The sequence below is a fragment of the Rhodococcus sp. FW305-130 genome, assembly GCF_058788335.1.
In genome coordinates, this window is sequence record NZ_JBYTAP010000003.1 from 671337 (window position 1) to 688521 (window position 17185).

Consider the following 17185-nt stretch of genomic DNA (forward strand, 5'->3'; position numbering starts at 1 on the left):
ATTCAGACGTCACGTCCGTTCACGACCAACTGGTGGACGTCCAGTTCTTTGTCGTCGAGGCCGAAGCTGATGATGCGTTCGGGGTGGATACGGATGATCGGTGCGTCGAGACCATGCGCACCAGCACCCGTAACATCCAAAGCCTCTGCCCGTCCACGGATTTCGACACACCTGACCCGCCATGGATCTACAGATGCGATGTCGTCCACGACAAACGCGACCCGCCCGTTCTCCGCGACGTTGTGAAACTTACGGCTGTCCGTCATGTTGTAACCGCTGATGTCGATCGTGGCTGTATCCGGGTTGTAGTGGAATCCGACCGGACTGACTTGCAGCGTTCCATTCCGTTGAACCGTCGCGAGGCGTCCGAGAGTCTGTGTGGCCAGGTAGTCGAGTTCGATTCGGGTGAATGTCATGAAATCACGCTAGAACCTGAACTGCTGTAGAGGTCAAGATCTCCGAACGTGCAACTCATTCCGTCTCGTCAAGGCTCTCTTCTGCTTCGTCGACCCGGCGCTCGGCCTCGCGAAGCTCATCCTCGGACTCTCGAACCGCGACGCCGGCAGCCTTCTCGGTGTTCTTGGCGAACTGTCGTTCCTGTTCTGCGTGTTCGAGATCGGCGCGGAGTTCTTCGATGCGGCGGTCGAGGTCGGACAGCTTTGACCTGGCATCCTCGAACTGGGCGGTCTCGGCCTTGACCCGTCGTCGGATTTTCTCGAGGTCTGCCCTGGCTTCCTTCAATTCTGCTTTCGCCTTGGCTTGTTCGGCCTTGTGATCCGGAGCAGTGGATTTGGCCGGAGCGTTGTCTTCGGTGTGGATCGCAGGGGCATCTTGTACGGAATCCTCCTCCACTACAGCAAGTCCCGCCGGCCCGAAACCGCTGTAACTGGCAGCGGTCACAACTCGTCCGAGTCGGACCTGCGCGGCAGTCTCCTCGTCGGACAGGGCGGCATTGAGGGTCTGCGCGACATCACGTAACGCATCCTCACCGGCATTCTTTCCACGCGAAGCCGCGATCTCGCCGGATTTGTGGGCGAGACTTCGCACCACCTGCTGCCTCTGTGTCGTCAGCCGTCGCAAGTCCTGACCTGAGAGATGGCGTTGGGCGTCGCGTAGCGATTCGCCAAGCGCGAGAAGTGCATCCAGATCTTCGGATAGATTGCGCGAAATGAGATTGACCAACCATCCCACGGTGGTTGGCTTCCGAAGTTTTCCGATCTCCGCGGCCAGTGTGCGGTCGTTGTCCTCCCGGGCAGCCTTCACATGCTTTGTACGCGCCTCGACGAACTCGCCGGGGTCGAGGCCGTAGAGTTCGTCGGCGACATCATCGAGGGTCACACGTCCATACTGTCATTCGGCGAGTGGTTCGAAGACTGTCTTCCAGTCGTTTTTGATGCTCACCACTGTCCACCCGTTTGCGCGCGAGGCGTCGAGTGCGTGCTCGGCTCCGTCCACGTAGTCGAACTCGCGTTCCGGATCGTCATGGAGCACCAGAAGACGAAGTGCCGGAATGTTCGGGTGTTCGGCGAACTGCAACATCGGTAGGTCACCGTTGCTGTTTCCGGCCGCGATGACAGGTCGTCGGCCGATTCGGTTCCATATCTGTACGGGCTTGGCCGGCCCGTCGTCGACGACATCGGTTTGGGGATGACGAAGGATCGTGCCGCTGTGGCCGTCGTCCTTCCACGTCAATGCCACGCCGCTGCCGATGACGCGATCTCGGTGGATGCCGTAGACCTCCTGACTGATCGGCCGCATGAAATCACGTCCGCCGCCAGAGACTATGTAGTTGGAGAAGCCTTTGGCCGCAAGGTAATCGAGCAACTCCACCATGGGCGAATAGCTGCAGTGCAAATATTTGCGATCGAGAGTGGGATGCGAAGCAGTGCGCAGGTAGGTATCGGCGTGGGTTTCGAATTCGTCGACTGTGACTTCGGCGAATGCCGCCAGGACACCGGCCGCGAGCACCTTCAGTGCGCTGTCGTCGCCGCGATAGTGCTTCGAGATCACATCGTTCAACCAGGCGTAGTCCTGCTCGAAGGCCGCCTGCCACGGTTGACGGTTGCGAAGAGTCGGATCCTGGTTGGTCATCTCGACGAGGCGGCGCAAGATGAAGTCGAGTTGGATCGGCATCGGCTTCTCACACCACAGAGTTCCGTCGTTGTCGAAGACTGCGATCCGGTCTTCCGGTGCGATTTCGTCCGGACTTCCCGCAGTCGTCGCGCGTTCGACGAATTGCCTGATGGCCTGTTTCGGCGTGCCGTCCTGCCAGCTCGGAAGCGGGTCAGGGTTATCGGAGGTGGAGGCTTCAACGAATTGACTGCTCATGTGGTCCCTGGCTTCCAGTGAGGCGATGACAGACCCGGCACTTTCATACTCGGACCTCCTGCCGAAGATGGCATCGCCCATTTCGGGCGACAGCGCTTCGGTGAGCACAATCGGGGTATGCGATTGACCATGCAGCCGTAGAGGCTGGCATTCAGATCACCTACAAGGAGCCAGGTCATGGCCAACGCATTCAAAGGCGTCGTCAACCTCGATATTCGCGATTCGATTCCCGACTGGAGCCCGTACGAGCAGCCGAAGGCTGCCGCCGGCACGCCTAACATTCTCTACATCGTTCTCGACGACGTCGGATTCGGCGCCTTGGGTTGCTACGGGGGACCGATCGAGACGCCGAACATCGACCGCATCGCGGGCAACGGATTGCGGTACGGGCAGTGGCACACCACAGCGCTGTGCTCACCGACGCGATCGTGTCTGCTCACCGGCCGGAACCACACGACCAACGGAATGGCTTGCATCAGTGAGTGCGCGGTCGGGTTTCCCGGCGGGAACGGTCACATCCCTCCCGAATGTGCCACGCTCGCCGAGGTTCTGGTCGAGCAGGGGTTCAGTACCGCGATGGTCGGCAAATGGCACCTCTGCGCCGAAGACGAGATGAATCTTGCTTCCACGAAACGGAATTGGCCGGTCGGTCGCGGATTCGAGCGGTTCTACGGCTTTCTCGGTGCCGAGACCAATCAGTGGTATCCCGACCTCGTCCACGACAACCACCCCGTCGAACAGCCGTCGACGCCGGAAGAGGGGTATCACTTCAGCGTCGACATCACCGACAGAGCGCTCGAATACATCGGCGACGTGAAGTCGATAGCTCCGGACCGGCCTGTATTTCTCTACTACGCACCCGGGTGCGCACACGCTCCACATCACGCGCCCCGCGAATGGGCCGATCGCTACGCGGGCAGGTTCGACGCAGGGTACGAAGCCATGCGGGATGAGATTCTGGCGAGGCAGAAGGACATGGGACTTGTCCCGAACGACACGACTCTGCCCTCACTCAACCCGATAGGCACTCCTGACACCCGCACCGGACCTGACGGCGAACCGTTTCCGCCGCTGGATTTCACCCGCCCCTGGGACACCCTCTCCGCTGACGAGCAACGACTGTTCTCACGGATGGCGGAGGTGTACGCGGGCTTCCTCTCGCACTGCGACGATCAGATCGGACGCTTGCTCGAATACCTCGAAGAAATCGAGCAGCTGGACAACACGATCATCGTGGTGGTTTCCGACAACGGTGCCAGCGGTGAGGGCGGACCCGACGGATCAGTCAACGAGAACAAAATCGCGAACGGGGTACCCGACGACCTCGCCGAGAACCTGGCAAAGCTGGACGAGTTGGGCAGCACCGAGACGTACAACCACTATCCCAACGGGTGGGCGATGGCGTTCAACACGCCCTTCAAGATGTGGAAGCGGTACTCGTTCAACGGCGGAACCTGCGACCCCTGCATCATCTCGTGGCCGGAGGGCATCGACGCCCGAGGCGAGATTCGAGATCAGTACCACCATGCCATCGACGTCGTCCCGACTCTGCTCGACTGCGTCGGTGTCGACTTGCCCGACACGGTGAAGGGATACACCCAGCACCCGATCCAAGGCGTGAGCATGCGGTACAGCTTCGACGCCGGCAACATCCCCACCGCCAAGCACACCCAGTTCTATTCGATGCTCGGAGGACGAGGGATTTGGCATGACGGGTGGAAGGCCGTCACCACGCACCCGACTCTGAGCGGGTGGGGTCATTTCTCGGAAGACACCTGGGAGCTCTACCACACGGAGGTGGACCGAGCCGAGCTCCGGAACCTTGCCGGCGAAGAACCCGGCAGGCTCGCCGAGCTCGTGGGGTTGTGGTTCCACGAGGCCGGCGCCAATCAAGCTCTGCCACTGGATGATCGGTCCGGCGTCGAACTCCTCACCACACCTCGCCCCCAGCTGGCTCCGCCGCGCAACCGGTACGTCTACCGTCCAGGGGGAGCCGAGGTACCGGAAGCCGTCGCTGTCAACCTTCGTAATCGTTCATACTCGATCGGGGCAGTTGTCGAGTTGGCCGAACCGGGTGCGGCCGGTGTGCTGTTCTCGCATGGCGGCAGGTTCGGTGGTCACTCGCTGTACGTCAAGGACAACCGACTGCATTACGTGTACAACTTCCTCGGCAGTGAACAGCAGAAGATCGATGCCACCGAAGACCTTCCCATCGGCGAAAATGTAATCTTGGCAGCAACTTTCGACAAGGAAGGTGAGGATCCGCCGGGCACTGCGCACGGGGTGCTCGGCCTCTACTACGGCGATCGGAAAGTCGGTGAGGGCAGAATCCGCACTCAGCCAGGCAAGTTCAGCATCGGCGGCGGCGAAGGGCTCAATGCTGGCCGTGACAGCGGGGAGCCTGTGACCGACGACTACCCGGGTACCTCACCATGGGCGTTTACCGGTGGAACGCTCAGCCGGGTGGCGATCGACGTCAGTGGGGAACCGTACGTCGACCTCGAACGCGAAGCAGTGGCGATGCTCTCGCGTGAATGACAGATCTGCGTGCGTCTAATCCGAGCTGGGTGGAAGGTATCTCACGGTGGGTACTCCGCCGGGACCGTCCAGGCGGACTTCGGCATCGACCTGGTAGACCTCGGCTATCAGGTCGGCGGTGAGGACCTCGGTCGGGCTTCCGTGGGCAACGATGGAGCCACGGTTCAGCATCACTATCGAATCGCAGAACATGGCGGCCAGATTCAGATCGTGCAATGCCATGATCGTGGTGGTGGGCAGGCGACGCACGAGCGCGAGCAATTCGAGTTGATGGTTGATGTCCAGGTGATTGGTCGGTTCGTCGAGCAGCAACTCGTGAGGTTCCTGAGCGAGGGCGCGCGCGATCTGCACGCGTTGGCGCTCCCCGCCGGACAGGGTGTGCCACGACCGGTCGAGCATCCCGGAGAGGTTGGTGTGTTCGATCGCCGCGCGGACGGCGTCGCGGTCGGAACCTGAATGCCCGCCCCACAATCCGCGGTGCGGGGTGCGTCCCAATTCGACGACCTCGGCTACCGTCAGGTCGATCTCCGTGTTGCTGTGCTGATCGACGGTGGCAATCCGACGCGCGACATCTCGGCGTTTCCAATCAGGCAACGGAGTTCGGTCCAGAGTCACCTCCCCGATTGTCGGACGGTTCTGCCCGGCAAGCAGTTTCAGCAGTGTCGATTTTCCCGAACCGTTGGGGCCGAGAAGCCCCACCGTACTTCCGACGGTGGGGGACACGTCGAGGGCGTCGACTATGAGCGCCCCGCCGACCCGCCAGCTGACACCGGCCGCTTCGAGTGTCATGGCCTGGCCTTTCGTCTCCAGAGGATGACGGCAAACGCAGGCACGCCGACCAACGCGGTTACCACACCGGCCGGGAGTTCCTGCGGCGCAATGGCTGTACGTGCCACAGCGTCGACCCAGACCAGGAAGATCGAGCCGATCAGTGCGGACGCGGGCAGCAGTCGCCGATGGCTCGGACCGACGAGAGCCCGTGCCGCATGCGGGAGGACGAGGCCCACAAAGCCAATGGCGCCTGCGACGCTCACGATCACCGCCGTCATCAAAGCTGTTGCCAACAACAGGGTCACGCGCACTCGCCACACGTTCACCCCCAGCGACGACGCCGCGTCCTCGCCGAAGGCAAAGGCGTCGAGTGCGCGGGAGTGAGTCAGACAGACCACGAGGCCGACGGCGACCACCGCAGCGCAGAGCGCGACGTCGAGCCAGTCGGCGCCGCCGAGTGAGCCCAGGAGCCAGAACATCACGCCGCGAGTCTGCTCGGGATCGGCCGAGGTGATCACGATGAACGAGGTGAGCGCCGAGAACAGTTGGGTCGCGGCGACTCCGGCCAGGATCACCCGATCCGGCGTGCCGCCGGCCGCATGGGCGAGCAGCAACACAAGGGCGAAGGAGATCACCGCGCCGATGAAGGCGCCGCTCGACAAGCCGATCACCCCCGACCCGACTCCGAGGATCACGATCAGTACGGCACCGGTCGAGGCGCCGGACGAGATACCGAGGACAAAAGGATCAGCCAGTGGATTGCGAAGCAGAGACTGCATGATCGCCCCGCACAGCCCGAGGCCCGCACCGCAGAGCGCGGCGAGCAGAGTACGTGGCAGACGGAGATCCCACACGATGCCGTCGCGGATAGGGGTGACGTCCGCCGCGGTACCGCCGAGATGGCCGATGACGATCGAGGCCACCTCACCGACCGACAGACCGGCCGGCCCCAACGTGATCGCCACGGCGGCCGACCCGGCCAGCGTGACAACACCGATCACCCACAGCAGGGTGACGGTCGTCGGGTTGTCACGCAGGCGAACTCTTGTCGTCATCTCACGCCGTAGACCACGTAGTCGTCGAACAGTTGCCAGACCGTTCCCGACTCTCGAAAACCTGCTTGCGCGAGCGCCGCCAACTGGAAGTCGACGGCAGTGGGCGCGGTAGCGTCGCGTCCGGCGAATCTGCGCTCTCGCTCGTCGGTCATTGGTCCGATGCCGGGAGTTGCCCGCAACTCCTCCCACCAGCTGTCCCACTCGGGAGCACCGGCAGCAAAGGCGGAGCGTTGCGTCTGCTCGTCGTGAGCCTTCGCCCATCGACCGATGACAGGGAAGCGGCTGTCGAAGCGAAAGTGATCACCGTTGAGCAGGACTCCGTCAGGACTCAGCAGTTCGCGGCACTGCCGGTACACCTCGACGAGCTGTTGCGGTTGTAACCAGTGCAGCGCAGTTGTCGACACTATCGCCTGCACCGGTGCAGTCACCGAAGTCGGCCAATCGGTGCTCAGCAGGTCTGCGTCGACCAGCTGCAGTCGGTCTCCGAAACGAGTCGACGACTGACGGGCGACTTCCAGCAGCATCGGGTCGTAATCGATCCCCACAACGCTCGCGTGCTTGAACTTCTCGAGGATCCGGGCGCTCAGTGAGCCCGGTCCGCAGGCCAGGTCGACAACCGTGAACGGGGTGTGCGCGTACTGCAATTCGAGAACGTCGAGAATCGCGTCGAATCGCTTTTCGCGGTCGGCGATGTATGCCGCCTGCTGGTCGTCCCACTGACGCACCAGTTCACTGATCTCCGCGGACATCTAGACCACACCCAACTGGCGCAGCCCGTCGGAGAGCTGTTCGATGCCACCGACATTGCGGATCGAGGGATCCATCGTCGTTCCCTCGAGGATGATGTAACGCTTGTTCTTCACTGCGGTGAGCTTGCTGGCGACCGGGTCCGATTCGAGGAACGCGATCTTGTCTGCGGCACTGTCGCCGTCTCCGCCGCGGTCGAGATCTGCGAGCACCAGCACGGTCGGGTCACGATCGAGCACACTCTCCCAACCGATTTCGGGCCAGTACTGTTTGTTGTCGTCGAAGGCGTTCTTCGCGCCCACCGCGTCGGTCATGATTCCCGGTGCACCGCAGCACCCGGCGAAGTACGGAGTCTTCGTGGCTGCGTACCACCACGCCAGCGTCACGTTTTCGGCTCCCAGCGACGCCGTGGCGGTGGCCGCGCGATCCTTCAAACTCTCGGTCAGCTCGACACCTTTGTCCTTGACGTCGAACAGTGTTGCCACGTCGCCGATTTCGGCGTACAAGTCGTCGAGTGTGAGGGCCTTGCTCTGCTCGGCATCCTGACCGGTGCACTCGCTGGGCGACTGGTACGTCGCGACCCCGAGGTCGGTGAACTTGGTCCGGTCGGCGATGCCTTCCGAGGTGAACGTGTAATTGAAGGTCGTGTAGACCATGTCCGGTTCGCGTTCGAGGACACTCTCGAAGGACGGGAACTCGGTGTCGAAAGCTTGAACCTGACCGCGTGCCTCACGTAATTCGGGGAGTACGTCGTCGTCGCTCATGGCGTAGCCGGCCATCCGGTCCTGCACTCCCAGTGCGAACAGCATTTCGGCCGCAGGCTGATTTACCGCGATCGCCCGTTCGATCGGTCGCTCCACCGTGACGTCTCGGCCACAGTTCTGGACTGTCACGCGCGATTGTTCGGAAGAGTTGGATTGTCGGGCAGCACTGTCGTCGGAGGAGCAGGCAACCAACGACGCGCTCAACAAGGCCGCGACGGCAGCGGCGGGTAGGCGAAGTCTGGACAGACGCATGGAATCTCGTTCTCGCAGGGGCTCGTTCGCGGAGCCCGTCACCGTGTGAACAGGCGCCTGTTGACCCCTGCTGCCAGCCGGTATTCGGACTCGAGATCGCCCCACCCGAGCGCCTTCCCAGATTTTCATCCAGTGGCGTAAGCCCGGGCGGTCACCCTCACCGCTGCGCGTCAGTTCCGGATTCACACCGGATTCCCTGACCCCCTGTGTGGAGGTCCGCTGGCACAGAGGAACTTATCACCGCAGTGCACGGCCGGTCAGGTCGGCCGGTGTACGCGATCAGATCTCGATGGCCAGGTCGTCGATGTCGGTCAGGGTTCCACCGCCGGCGAGGATTCGCTCGTAGTTCTCGCGCCGACGGAGGTCGATTTCGGTGTTGCTGATGCCGCGCTTCCAGTAACCGAATATCGCGACGTCGTCTTTGTCGAGTCCGACGGTCGACCGAAAGTGCTTACGGATTGCGCGCATCTCGTTGCGTTCACCGGCTCCCCACACGACGTAGCTCGCGGGATCGGCGAGCTCGCGTGCTCGTGCCGCCAGTGGGCCGTCGGGCTCGGCGAGATCTGCGCTCACGCGGTGAAGCTCCAGGCCGGGGAGGGCGGGCAGTTCGGCGAAAGCGACCTCGTCATCTGTTGTGACCCAGCCGATTCCGACCACGTCGGTAGGTAGCTGCTCGATGATCGAGTACAGCGCAGGTATTGCGGTGCCGTCCAGAAAAAGTGCGATCCGTCGACCTGGAACGTCGGGGACCAAGAAGTGTGGTCGCGGACCGGTGAGACCGAAGGTGTCACCGATGGTCAACGCCGCTGCCCACCTCATCATCGGGCTGGTCTGTCCGTGCAGGACCACGTCGATGACGATCGATCCGGTGGCGGAATCGTAGGAACGCACCGTGTACACGCGCGAAGCGTCGTCGAAATTGGGCCCGAGATTCATTCGTACGGTGACGTTCGGGCGTGACCAGGTCGGATCGTCGGTCGACTCCGTCAAACGAGCCGTGATCCGCAGCAGGTGGTCGCTCGGTCGCTCCATTGCTTCGACGACGGCGAGAACGTCGTTGAGTCCGCGATTGTGGTCAGCGGTTCGTAGGACGCTCGCCCGGGGAGTTGTTGTGCTCGTGGCGTCTGCATGTGTCATCGACTGTGCTCCTGGATCGGGTTTTCGAGATGCCATCAGGTTAGTGCTGCCTAAGTCGGCACAGTTGTCCAGAAGTGACATCTGATTACCCGAATCAAACCTGCGTCGCGAACAACGCGTTTGAGCGACTTGTACTCGCGCTGCTACGGTGCCTGTGATGTCCATACGTCGCTGTACTCTCGATTCCGGCCGTGCACTGCGCACGGCCCGATTCGGCGTAGCGACATTCCGCCGGGGGCGTAAGGCGATCGACCGCCGCCCCTCTGGTCTTGTCTGGATCGAAAGAGCCTTGGCCGCACCGGCCGGATCCGTCTGACATTCGCCACTTCGGCGAGCATTACCTCGCTGAGATTTCGCAGTGCCACACCTGTTGCAGTGCTGCGTATTTCCCGTACCTGAAGTTTCTCGCGGGTGAGTTGTGAGTGTCGGCGCCGCCGAGCCTGGATTACCAGCCAACTCGTTTTCGTGAAAGGTACACAGCAATGAATCGTTTCGAAGGTCGTCGTATTCTCGTCACCGGCGCAGGATCGGGAATCGGGCAGGCCACCGCGCTGCGGTTGCTCGCCGAAGGTGGCCGCGTGGTCGCTGCCGACATCTCCGAGAAGGGTCTGGCAGACACCCGGAGGTCGGCTGAACATGCCTCGACGGAGGGTCGTCTCGACACCGTCGTCGTCGATATCGGTGACGAGAATTCCGTCATCACGGTTGTGGGTCAGGCAATTTCGGCTCTCGGGGGATTGGACGTACTGGTCAACGCCGCCGGGATATTGCGAGGCGGGCACACCCACGAGACCTCACTGGACTTGTGGAATCAGGTGATCTCCGTGAACTTGACCGGCACCTTCCTCGTCACTCGTCAGGCACTGCCAGCTCTCCTGGCCACCGGCAACGCAGTGGTGGTGAATTTCAGCTCCACCTCCGCAGCCTTCGCGCACCCGTACATGGCCGCATATGCGGCGAGTAAGGGAGGAATCCAGTCCTTCACTCACGCACTGGCTCTCGAATACGGCAAGCAGGGTCTGCGCGCCGTCGCGGTAGCTCCGGGCAGTGTGAAGAGCGGGATCACCGACACCACGGCGTCGTACCTGCCGGAAGACACCGACTGGTCGCTCTTCGGCAAGCTGTCGCCAATTCTGAGCACTGATCTGGAGTCCGGTGGTGCTCCCATGGCCGGGCCGGAAAGTGTTGCGGGAGTTATCGCGATGCTGGCATCCGACGATGGTGCCTTCATCACCGGCACGGAGATCCGTGTGGACGGCGGCACTCACGCCTGATTCTGTGTCCGTCTGACGGCCTGGCCTGGGGCAGGCCGTCAGACGTGAGCCGTCATTCTCGCGAGCGAGTGATAGCGGGGACGACGTAGGACTGATCGAGTACGGCGGGCGAAGGTTCGTACATTCTCAGGACCGGTCGGAAGTCTCCGCGCGGGCAGGGGAGCCAGTTCGCCTTCGCCGTGGCATCTTTCGGCTCCTCGTGACTGATCGTGATCGTCAACGCACCGTCGGCGTCGTGGACGATGCCGGGAGTGCGGTCGCCGATCGAGTATCGGTCGATAGGGTTCGCCACGAGGAAGAAGTCCGGCACCGAGTACATCGTCAGCGACCAGAAGGCGCTCACCGGCGGAGTGGGGTCGAGTCTGATCGTGTAGGTGCGGTTTCCGTTCAATTGCGTTCCCTGATCGTCGACGTAGGTCATGATGTACGCCGCTTCGTAGGGGTAGTTGCCCCACAGCCCGCCCTTGGCCGCCGCCGCGCGTTCGATGATTCGCAACCTGGGATCGGCGATCTTGAATTGTGGATCGTCGATTGCACCGACCTCGAAGTAGTCGAGGTTGTAGTCGAAGGCGTGGAAAGTCAGCTTCCAGCCGTTGGCCTCGGGGCTGGAGCCGTGCGTGAGTGCTTCGTGCAGATTCTTCTCTCCGGCGGTCAACCCGTCTGCGAGCGCCGCAGCGTCGTCGGCAGACAGCGATACATAGGGAGAGGCCCCGTGCTCGGTGACTCCGATCGGTGAGAACGAATCCTGGAGTTCTCGATCGCGCGGGGCCGGCGGAAAGGCCTGCGACCAGATGCGGAGTTTCTCGAGGAAGAGGAGGTCCTGGCTGACCTCGGGGTCGGGGACCGGTAGACCGGCCGGAGCCCCGGCGGAGTCGACGACGGTCAGGGTGGTGGCGTCCTGCAAGGCGTGCACGGCGGGGAGGTCGTCGCCGCCGCACGCCCACCGACCGACGATCGATGCAACGGTCGTGGGAAATCTGATCACTGTGGTCTGGGCGGTCGGGGTTCCGGTCCAGGTGGGTGGGACGAGAAGGAAGTCTCCGCTCGTGGTGCCGGTGGCACGGTGCCCGACGTAAGCGAAATTGTTTGTCCAGGCGTCGACGAACTGGAGGACGTAGTAACGGCCATCGGTATCGGGGACGTGCAGCGCAACGGGGCCGACGGAAAGGTCGATCTGCGCCATGGAATACACGGTGTCGTTGTTGATCGTGACAAAAGTATCTGCCGGGCCGGCGAGTGTGCGGGCGTGACTGAAGGTGTTGAAAGGTGCGGCGGGGTTCGCTCCGACACCGTCGTGAACGTACCGATGGACCTGGTCGAGATTGAAAACGAGGGGAAATCCGTAGATGTACGCCTGAGCTGCAAGCTCGGTGCGACTGGTGTCTGTCATCTCTGCCCTCTCGTAGTTCGTCGGTTCGACGTCCACCTTGCGGGAACCCTGCCGTCGAGGCATCACCCGCCGAGGGTGACGACGGTAGAGGGAGAGGCCATGTCGGATCAGGAAACAGCGGTGCTGACTGCAACTGCAGACGAGTGGAACGTCGCGATGTGCTCGAACGACGCCGAAAGGATCGGCGACTTCATGGCCGACGACTGGGTGATCGTCTCGGAGTCCGGGGTGTCCACCAAGGCGGAGTTTCTGGGCTTCGTGGCCTCTGGCGACCTGACTCATTCGGCGATGGATCGCGTCGGGCGCGCTCGCGTGCGTTTCTTCGGTGACGTTGCGCTTTTCACCACGCGGATCACCAATACTGCGCACTACGACGGAAGGCAGTACGACGCCGACGAGTGGACCACCGACGTGTTCGCCCGGCGAGACGGTCGTTGGCGCTGCGTGTTGAGCCACATCACGCCGGCCGTCGAGGCCAAGATCGAAGGCATCGAACCGTGAGGGATAAGAAAAAGAAAGGCCAATGTTTTAACGCCGACATTATTGGGTAGTAATACGAGTTTCGTATTGATGATGTCGATTATCGGATTTCTTGATTGTGAAGTTTTTGTAGTAGCGTCAGTTGAGTAGATCATTTCTATACGCATACCGGATGAGGTTCTCACATGATTGTTCTCGGCATTATTCTGGCGTTGATCGGCTTTTTCACGGGGTTGAGCATTCTGACCACCGTCGGCATCATTTTGGTCGTCGTAGGTGCAGTTTTGTCCATCCTCGGTGCTACCGGGCGTGCAGTGGGCGGACGAAAAGTCTGGTATTGATCGATACTGCGCGAGTAGCTGAGAAGGCGGTACCTGATCTCTTCGGAGATCGAGTACCGCTTTTTCGTTCTCCAATTGATTTTCGGTGTCTCCACCCGAAAGTATCGCTCTGAGCTGCGTCGGGTAAACATGAAGGATGCTTTCTCGAGATCATGCGGAAGAGAAACCTGCGGAGAGATTCAGGTTTCCTCGCAGATGGAATCAAGTTGACGAATCACGCCGCGGTTTGGTGTTGGCGTGGGTGGCCTTCACACTGACGTTCGGTGGAGCACGTCTGGTGACCTGGTTGATCCAGATCGACACCAGGGACGTCGGCGACATCAGTGCTGGTGGGACGCACCTTCACCATTACCTGTGGGGAATCCTCCTGTTGGCCGGGGTGGCGATCTTCGGCCTCGTAGACCGAAGCCCTCGCGCACGAACATGGATGGGCATCGCGTTGGGTATTGCACTCGGGCTCATCGTCGACGAGGCCGCGTTGCTGATCACTCTCGACGACGTCTACTGGCAGAGCGACGGTTGGCCCAGTATCGCCATCGCAGTGTCGATCATCGGAGTTGTGGGAACCGGGCTCGCACTGACCCGAAGCGGAGCGGAGAGGCCTCGAGGTTGATCCGACTACGGCACGGGTACTCACTCCCGTGCCGGGAAGTCGCGCGGATCGTGAGGTGGCTTGAATGGATCCCAGTTCCGCAGACCGTTCACCGGACTCCGAAAGTGAAGTCCAAGCCGTAGATCCGATGGCGGAAGCGGAACGCGAAGCCGCAGCATTGGCGACGCCTGTCCGGCCGCTGGGTGAGCCCGGACCGAGATTCGACCGTCGGTCACCGTTCTTCATCGGTCTGAGCGCCGCGGCCGGAGTTGCCGTGACTTATGCGGTGATCGAAGTGCTGCTTGCGGCGCGAGGCATGCTGATCCTGATCGTGGTCGCGCTGTTTCTCGCGGTGGGCATCGAACCGATGATCGTCTGGCTGGAGCGGAGACATTTCCGGCGCTGGATCGCAGTCACCGTGGTACTCCTCGGAATTGCAGTGATGTTGGCGCTGTTTCTCGTTGCTGCGATCACCCCGCTGGTCGAGCAGGGACGTCAGTTTGCATCGCACGCTCCCGAACTCCTGACACACATTCGTGACCGGTACCCGATCGTCAACGACCTCGACGAGAAGTATCACCTCGAGCAGCACCTCACCACACAACTGGATGGTTCGGGTTCTGCGCTCGCGACGGGTTTGCTCGGTGCGGGGCGGGCGGTGTTCAGCGCAGTCGCCGACGCCGGAATCGTTGCTGTACTGACGACGTACTTCTTGATCGACTATCCACGAATCCGCACGAATCTGTATCGGCTGGTGCCACATTCGCGGCGGCCCCGAGCAATCGCCATCGGTGATCAGATACTGGCAGGTGTGGGTGGGTACGTCCTCGGCAATGTTCTGATCTCCGTGATCACCGCAGTGTGCACCTTCGCGTGGTTGTTGATCTTCGACGTGCCGTACCCGTTGATCCTGGCGCTGCTGGTCGCTCTGCTCGATCTGATCCCGATAGTCGGTTCCACGATCGCAGGGGTTATCGTCGCCCTGGTCTCCCTGACAGTCTCTGTCCCAACGGCATTGGCGACAGTTGCATTCTTCATCGCGTTACGTCTGCTCGAGGACTACCTGCTCGTTCCGAAGATCATCGGGAAGACGGTAGCGGTCCCGGCGTTGGTGACTGTGGTCGCGGTCCTGTTGGGCGGAGCGTTGCTCGGTATTGTCGGTGCGTTGCTGGCGATTCCGGTCGCTGCGGCCTTGCTGTTGCTCGCAAGAGAAACGCTCTTCCCTCGCCTCGACGCTTCTTGACCGGTTTCTATCGGACGCTTCGCGCGCGACGCCGCGAACCAGGATTCGGCTTGGGGCACATCCGAGTCGGGATGGTTTCCCCTTCGTCGGTGATACGGAATACCGATACTTTCTCGCTACACCCGTGATTCAGATCGACCGCGTATGCGATGGCGGCGCGATCCGAGACGAAATCTTCCATCACCGTAGTACCGTCCGGTAGTTCGATTCTGTAGTTTTCCATGACTTACACAACCTTCTTTCGCTAAGACGATCCTACCCGGCCCGCGAAATGGCAAACCGTGGAACATAACGTGCGACAGTCAACTTCGCGCCGCGCCGGTGCAATGTTTCGACAGTTCGCCTGTGGGGTAGTGAGAGTCGGTCAGCCCGCTCAGGCGGTACGAATCGAACCATGGAGGATCCGCGCAATGAGCGCAGTATCGAAAGCGATGTACAAGCCACTCTCACTGGCGACGAGCGTCCTCGGCGGCATTTTGGCCGGTGCCGTCTTCCAGCAGGTGTGGAAGCGCATCGGTGACGACAAGAATGCGCCCGAGCCAAAAGATTTGAGCAGGTCGAGTAAGGAAGTCCTGATCGCCGCCGCCCTGCAGGGAGCCATCTTCGCTGTTGTGCGAGCCGCTGTGGATCGTGCGGGGGCAAAGGGCTACCAGGCCCTTGCTCACGAAGATCCCCGGTAGGAACGCCCGGTTCGGTTCGAGTTCAGTCGACGACGGCCGCGATTGCCTCGATCTCGACCAGTTGATCGTCGTAACCGAGAACGGTCACACCCATCAGAGTGCTTGGGGCGTCGTGATCACCGAACGCGTCGCGGACTACCTCCCACGCCGCAACGAGGTCGGCTTGATTGCTCGACGCCACCAGGACGCGGGTGTTGATCACGTCGGTGATGGACGCGCCCGCGTCCGAGAGAGCTGTTCTCAGGTTGTCGACGGCCTTGGCTGCCTGTCCTGCGTAGTCGCCGATGGCGGCAGTGGAGCCGTCCTCGTTCAACGGGCAGGATCCGGCCAGGAAGATCAGTCGAGCCTCGGCGGGAGCCGTTGCTGCATAGGCGTATTCAGCGACCGATGAGAGTGATGTGGAACGGATCAGAGTTACCGACTTCGACATATTTTCCCCAAGGAATAGTAAAGTTTTGCAGCGAGTCTTTCACATCGCGCCAGGGGTTGCCAATTCATTGTCGGACCCATCCATCCACGCTACGGCTACGAATCACTGTCAATGAGCCGAGAAGAAGAGCACGCAGCATCTGTCGACGAATGGCTGACAACCAAACAGGTTGCCGCACTGTTCCATGTCGACAGGACCACGGTGTCCAGGTGGGCGAGGGAGGGCAAGGTCGGCACTCTGAGAACGCTTGGCGGACATCGGAGATACCGACGTTCGGAGATCGAGAAGTTGTTGCGCAACCGTTTGACGACGCTTGATCCGAACTAGCCTCCGACATGAAACAGACAGGTCGCCGAGCACGATGAGGGCTCGGCGACCTGTCTGGTCAGGATGAAGTAATTACGCCTTGGGGACGCGGATGATGAGTGCGTCGCCTTGTCCGCCGCCGCCGCAGAGTGCGGCTGCGCCGATGCCGCCGCCGCGGCGTTGCAGTTCGAGGGCGAGGTGCAGGGCGATGCGGGCGCCGGACATGCCGAGGGGGTGTCCGACGGCGATGGCGCCGCCGTTGGCGTTGACCTTGGCGGGGTCGAGGCCGAGTTCGCGGGTGGAGGCGATCCCGACGGCGGCGAACGCTTCGTTGATTTCGACGAGGTCGAGGTCGGTGGGGTCGATGCCTTCCTTGGCGCAGGCCTTGGCGATGGCGCGGGCGGGTTGGGACTGGAGGGTGGAGTCGGGTCCGGCGACGACGCCGTGGGCGCCGATTTCCGCGATCCAGGTCAGGCCGAGTTCTTCGGCTTTGGTTTTGCTCATCACGATCACGGCGGCGGCGCCGTCGGAGATCGGGGAGGCGGAGCCGGCGGTGATGGTGCCGTCCTTGCTGAACGCGGGACGCAGTTTGCCGAGGGATTCGGTGGTGGTGTCGGCGCGGATGCCTTCGTCCTGGGAGAAGACGATCGGCTCGCCCTTGCGTTGGGGGATGGAGACGGGGACTACTTCGTTGTCGAAGTAGCCGTCTTTCCAGGCGCGGGCCGCGTTCTGGTGTGAGGCGGCGGCGAAGGCGTCCTGCTCGGCGCGGGTGATGTGGGTGGTTTCTTGTTGGTTGACTTGTTCGGTGAGCAGGCCCATGGCCTGGTCGGTGAAGATGTCGTGGAGGCCGTCGTAGG

General features: G+C 61.8%; 20 protein-coding genes and 1 riboswitch. Of the genes, 8 read left to right on the forward strand and 12 right to left on the reverse strand.

Going from position 1 to position 17185, the window contains the following annotated elements:
- Positions 1-2: 2 nt before the first annotated feature.
- Genes AC3WQS_RS13085 through AC3WQS_RS13095 form a run of 3 tightly spaced genes read right to left on the reverse strand, consistent with a single transcriptional unit; the run spans position 3 to position 2328 of the window.
- The gene (locus AC3WQS_RS13085; protein WP_492712646.1) at positions 3-416 is read right to left on the reverse strand and encodes a PPOX class F420-dependent oxidoreductase; all 414 of its coding nucleotides are present in this window, start codon (positions 414-416) and stop codon (positions 3-5) included.
- 55 nt (positions 417-471) lie between these two features.
- On the reverse strand, positions 472-1338 hold the full coding sequence (locus tag AC3WQS_RS13090; protein WP_492712645.1) for a hypothetical protein: 867 nt from the start codon (positions 1336-1338) through the stop codon (positions 472-474).
- Positions 1339-1350: 12 nt separating this feature from the next.
- Positions 1351-2328: an HAD family hydrolase gene (locus AC3WQS_RS13095; protein WP_492712644.1), complete on the reverse strand. Its 978-nt coding sequence runs from the start codon at positions 2326-2328 to the stop codon at positions 1351-1353.
- A gap of 177 nt (positions 2329-2505) precedes the next feature.
- Here AC3WQS_RS13095 and AC3WQS_RS13100 point away from each other — a divergent pair, with 177 nt between their 5' ends.
- Positions 2506-4866, forward strand: coding sequence for an arylsulfatase (locus AC3WQS_RS13100; protein ID WP_492712643.1), 2361 nt, complete (start codon positions 2506-2508; stop codon positions 4864-4866).
- A 15-nt stretch (positions 4867-4881) separates the two neighbouring features.
- Here the strand turns inward: AC3WQS_RS13100 and AC3WQS_RS13105 are convergent, their stop codons facing one another.
- The 5 genes from AC3WQS_RS13105 to AC3WQS_RS13125 all read right to left on the reverse strand — a co-directional run bounded on the left by AC3WQS_RS13105 (position 4882) and on the right by AC3WQS_RS13125 (position 9592).
- The gene (locus AC3WQS_RS13105; RefSeq protein ID WP_019747215.1) at positions 4882-5655 is read right to left on the reverse strand and encodes an ABC transporter ATP-binding protein; all 774 of its coding nucleotides are present in this window, start codon (positions 5653-5655) and stop codon (positions 4882-4884) included.
- Positions 5652-6692, reverse strand: coding sequence for a FecCD family ABC transporter permease (locus AC3WQS_RS13110; protein ID WP_019747216.1), 1041 nt, complete (start codon positions 6690-6692; stop codon positions 5652-5654). The genes AC3WQS_RS13105 and AC3WQS_RS13110 overlap by 4 nt, the downstream gene beginning before the upstream one ends.
- The gene (locus AC3WQS_RS13115) at positions 6689-7441 is read right to left on the reverse strand and encodes a class I SAM-dependent methyltransferase (RefSeq protein WP_030537618.1); all 753 of its coding nucleotides are present in this window, start codon (positions 7439-7441) and stop codon (positions 6689-6691) included. The genes AC3WQS_RS13110 and AC3WQS_RS13115 overlap by 4 nt, the downstream gene beginning before the upstream one ends.
- Positions 7442-8455 carry an ABC transporter substrate-binding protein gene (locus AC3WQS_RS13120; protein ID WP_021343124.1) on the reverse strand — a complete coding sequence of 338 codons (1014 nt, stop codon included), beginning with the start codon at positions 8453-8455 and terminating at the stop codon, positions 7442-7444.
- A 58-nt stretch (positions 8456-8513) separates the two neighbouring features.
- Positions 8514-8694: riboswitch (cobalamin riboswitch) on the reverse strand.
- 40 nt (positions 8695-8734) lie between these two features.
- Positions 8735-9592, reverse strand: a complete 858-nt coding sequence (locus tag AC3WQS_RS13125; RefSeq protein WP_492712642.1) for a siderophore-interacting protein — start codon at positions 9590-9592, stop codon at positions 8735-8737.
- A 482-nt stretch (positions 9593-10074) separates the two neighbouring features.
- Here AC3WQS_RS13125 and AC3WQS_RS13130 point away from each other — a divergent pair, with 482 nt between their 5' ends.
- Positions 10075-10866, forward strand: coding sequence for an SDR family NAD(P)-dependent oxidoreductase (locus tag AC3WQS_RS13130; RefSeq protein WP_492712641.1), 792 nt, complete (start codon positions 10075-10077; stop codon positions 10864-10866).
- Positions 10867-10918: 52 nt separating this feature from the next.
- Here the strand turns inward: AC3WQS_RS13130 and AC3WQS_RS13135 are convergent, their stop codons facing one another.
- On the reverse strand, positions 10919-12256 hold the full coding sequence (locus AC3WQS_RS13135) for a DUF1254 domain-containing protein (RefSeq protein ID WP_492712640.1): 1338 nt from the start codon (positions 12254-12256) through the stop codon (positions 10919-10921).
- Between the two features lie 99 nt (positions 12257-12355).
- On the opposite strand from AC3WQS_RS13135, the gene AC3WQS_RS13140 reads away from it, so the two are divergent.
- From AC3WQS_RS13140 to AC3WQS_RS13155, 4 genes are all read left to right on the forward strand, one after another.
- Positions 12356-12757: a nuclear transport factor 2 family protein gene (locus tag AC3WQS_RS13140; protein WP_020968661.1), complete on the forward strand. Its 402-nt coding sequence runs from the start codon at positions 12356-12358 to the stop codon at positions 12755-12757.
- A gap of 164 nt (positions 12758-12921) precedes the next feature.
- Positions 12922-13077: a DUF6131 family protein gene (locus AC3WQS_RS13145; RefSeq protein WP_003945564.1), complete on the forward strand. Its 156-nt coding sequence runs from the start codon at positions 12922-12924 to the stop codon at positions 13075-13077.
- 136 nt (positions 13078-13213) lie between these two features.
- Positions 13214-13690, forward strand: a complete 477-nt coding sequence (locus tag AC3WQS_RS13150; RefSeq protein WP_031332956.1) for a hypothetical protein — start codon at positions 13214-13216, stop codon at positions 13688-13690.
- Between the two features lie 64 nt (positions 13691-13754).
- Entirely contained in the window at positions 13755-14912 is a 1158-nt protein-coding gene (locus AC3WQS_RS13155) for an AI-2E family transporter (RefSeq protein ID WP_029254636.1), read from the forward strand.
- A 7-nt stretch (positions 14913-14919) separates the two neighbouring features.
- Here AC3WQS_RS13155 and AC3WQS_RS13160 read toward each other — a convergent pair whose 3' ends face one another.
- A complete protein-coding gene (locus AC3WQS_RS13160; RefSeq protein WP_019747225.1) occupies positions 14920-15135 on the reverse strand; it encodes a hypothetical protein in 216 nt (71 codons plus the stop codon).
- A gap of 187 nt (positions 15136-15322) precedes the next feature.
- Between AC3WQS_RS13160 and AC3WQS_RS13165 the strand changes: the two genes are divergently transcribed.
- On the forward strand, positions 15323-15592 hold the full coding sequence (locus AC3WQS_RS13165; RefSeq protein WP_007734706.1) for a DUF4235 domain-containing protein: 270 nt from the start codon (positions 15323-15325) through the stop codon (positions 15590-15592).
- A 22-nt stretch (positions 15593-15614) separates the two neighbouring features.
- Here AC3WQS_RS13165 and AC3WQS_RS13170 read toward each other — a convergent pair whose 3' ends face one another.
- Complete coding sequence (locus AC3WQS_RS13170; protein WP_019747226.1) at positions 15615-16022, reverse strand: RidA family protein; 408 nt, start codon at positions 16020-16022, stop codon at positions 15615-15617.
- Positions 16023-16133: 111 nt separating this feature from the next.
- Here AC3WQS_RS13170 and AC3WQS_RS13175 point away from each other — a divergent pair, with 111 nt between their 5' ends.
- Positions 16134-16349 carry a BldC family transcriptional regulator gene (locus tag AC3WQS_RS13175; RefSeq protein ID WP_021333209.1) on the forward strand — a complete coding sequence of 72 codons (216 nt, stop codon included), beginning with the start codon at positions 16134-16136 and terminating at the stop codon, positions 16347-16349.
- Between the two features lie 72 nt (positions 16350-16421).
- Here the strand turns inward: AC3WQS_RS13175 and AC3WQS_RS13180 are convergent.
- The coding region (locus AC3WQS_RS13180; protein WP_492741476.1) for an acetyl-CoA C-acyltransferase at positions 16422-17185 on the reverse strand (764 nt) is incomplete at its 5' end.

Bases quoted from the DNA above. Each gene is read 5' to 3' on its own strand.
- AC3WQS_RS13085 (WP_492712646.1), bottom strand. From the start codon at position 416: ATGACATTCACCCGAATCGAACTCGACTACCTGGCCACACAGACTCTC.
- AC3WQS_RS13095 (WP_492712644.1), bottom strand. From the start codon at position 2,328: ATGAGCAGTCAATTCGTTGAAGCCTCCACCTCCGATAACCCTGACCCG.
- AC3WQS_RS13100 (WP_492712643.1), top strand. From the start codon at position 2,506: ATGGCCAACGCATTCAAAGGCGTCGTCAACCTCGATATTCGCGATTCG.
- AC3WQS_RS13105 (WP_019747215.1), bottom strand. From the start codon at position 5,655: ATGACACTCGAAGCGGCCGGTGTCAGCTGGCGGGTCGGCGGGGCGCTC.
- AC3WQS_RS13110 (WP_019747216.1), bottom strand. From the start codon at position 6,692: ATGACGACAAGAGTTCGCCTGCGTGACAACCCGACGACCGTCACCCTG.
- AC3WQS_RS13115 (WP_030537618.1), bottom strand. From the start codon at position 7,441: ATGTCCGCGGAGATCAGTGAACTGGTGCGTCAGTGGGACGACCAGCAG.
- AC3WQS_RS13120 (WP_021343124.1), bottom strand. From the start codon at position 8,455: ATGCGTCTGTCCAGACTTCGCCTACCCGCCGCTGCCGTCGCGGCCTTG.
- AC3WQS_RS13125 (WP_492712642.1), bottom strand. From the start codon at position 9,592: ATGACACATGCAGACGCCACGAGCACAACAACTCCCCGGGCGAGCGTC.
- AC3WQS_RS13130 (WP_492712641.1), top strand. From the start codon at position 10,075: ATGAATCGTTTCGAAGGTCGTCGTATTCTCGTCACCGGCGCAGGATCG.
- AC3WQS_RS13135 (WP_492712640.1), bottom strand. From the start codon at position 12,256: ATGACAGACACCAGTCGCACCGAGCTTGCAGCTCAGGCGTACATCTAC.
- AC3WQS_RS13140 (WP_020968661.1), top strand. From the start codon at position 12,356: ATGTCGGATCAGGAAACAGCGGTGCTGACTGCAACTGCAGACGAGTGG.
- AC3WQS_RS13145 (WP_003945564.1), top strand. From the start codon at position 12,922: ATGATTGTTCTCGGCATTATTCTGGCGTTGATCGGCTTTTTCACGGGG.
- AC3WQS_RS13150 (WP_031332956.1), top strand. From the start codon at position 13,214: ATGCTTTCTCGAGATCATGCGGAAGAGAAACCTGCGGAGAGATTCAGG.
- AC3WQS_RS13155 (WP_029254636.1), top strand. From the start codon at position 13,755: ATGGATCCCAGTTCCGCAGACCGTTCACCGGACTCCGAAAGTGAAGTC.
- AC3WQS_RS13160 (WP_019747225.1), bottom strand. From the start codon at position 15,135: ATGGAAAACTACAGAATCGAACTACCGGACGGTACTACGGTGATGGAA.
- AC3WQS_RS13165 (WP_007734706.1), top strand. From the start codon at position 15,323: ATGAGCGCAGTATCGAAAGCGATGTACAAGCCACTCTCACTGGCGACG.
- AC3WQS_RS13170 (WP_019747226.1), bottom strand. From the start codon at position 16,022: ATGTCGAAGTCGGTAACTCTGATCCGTTCCACATCACTCTCATCGGTC.
- AC3WQS_RS13175 (WP_021333209.1), top strand. From the start codon at position 16,134: ATGAGCCGAGAAGAAGAGCACGCAGCATCTGTCGACGAATGGCTGACA.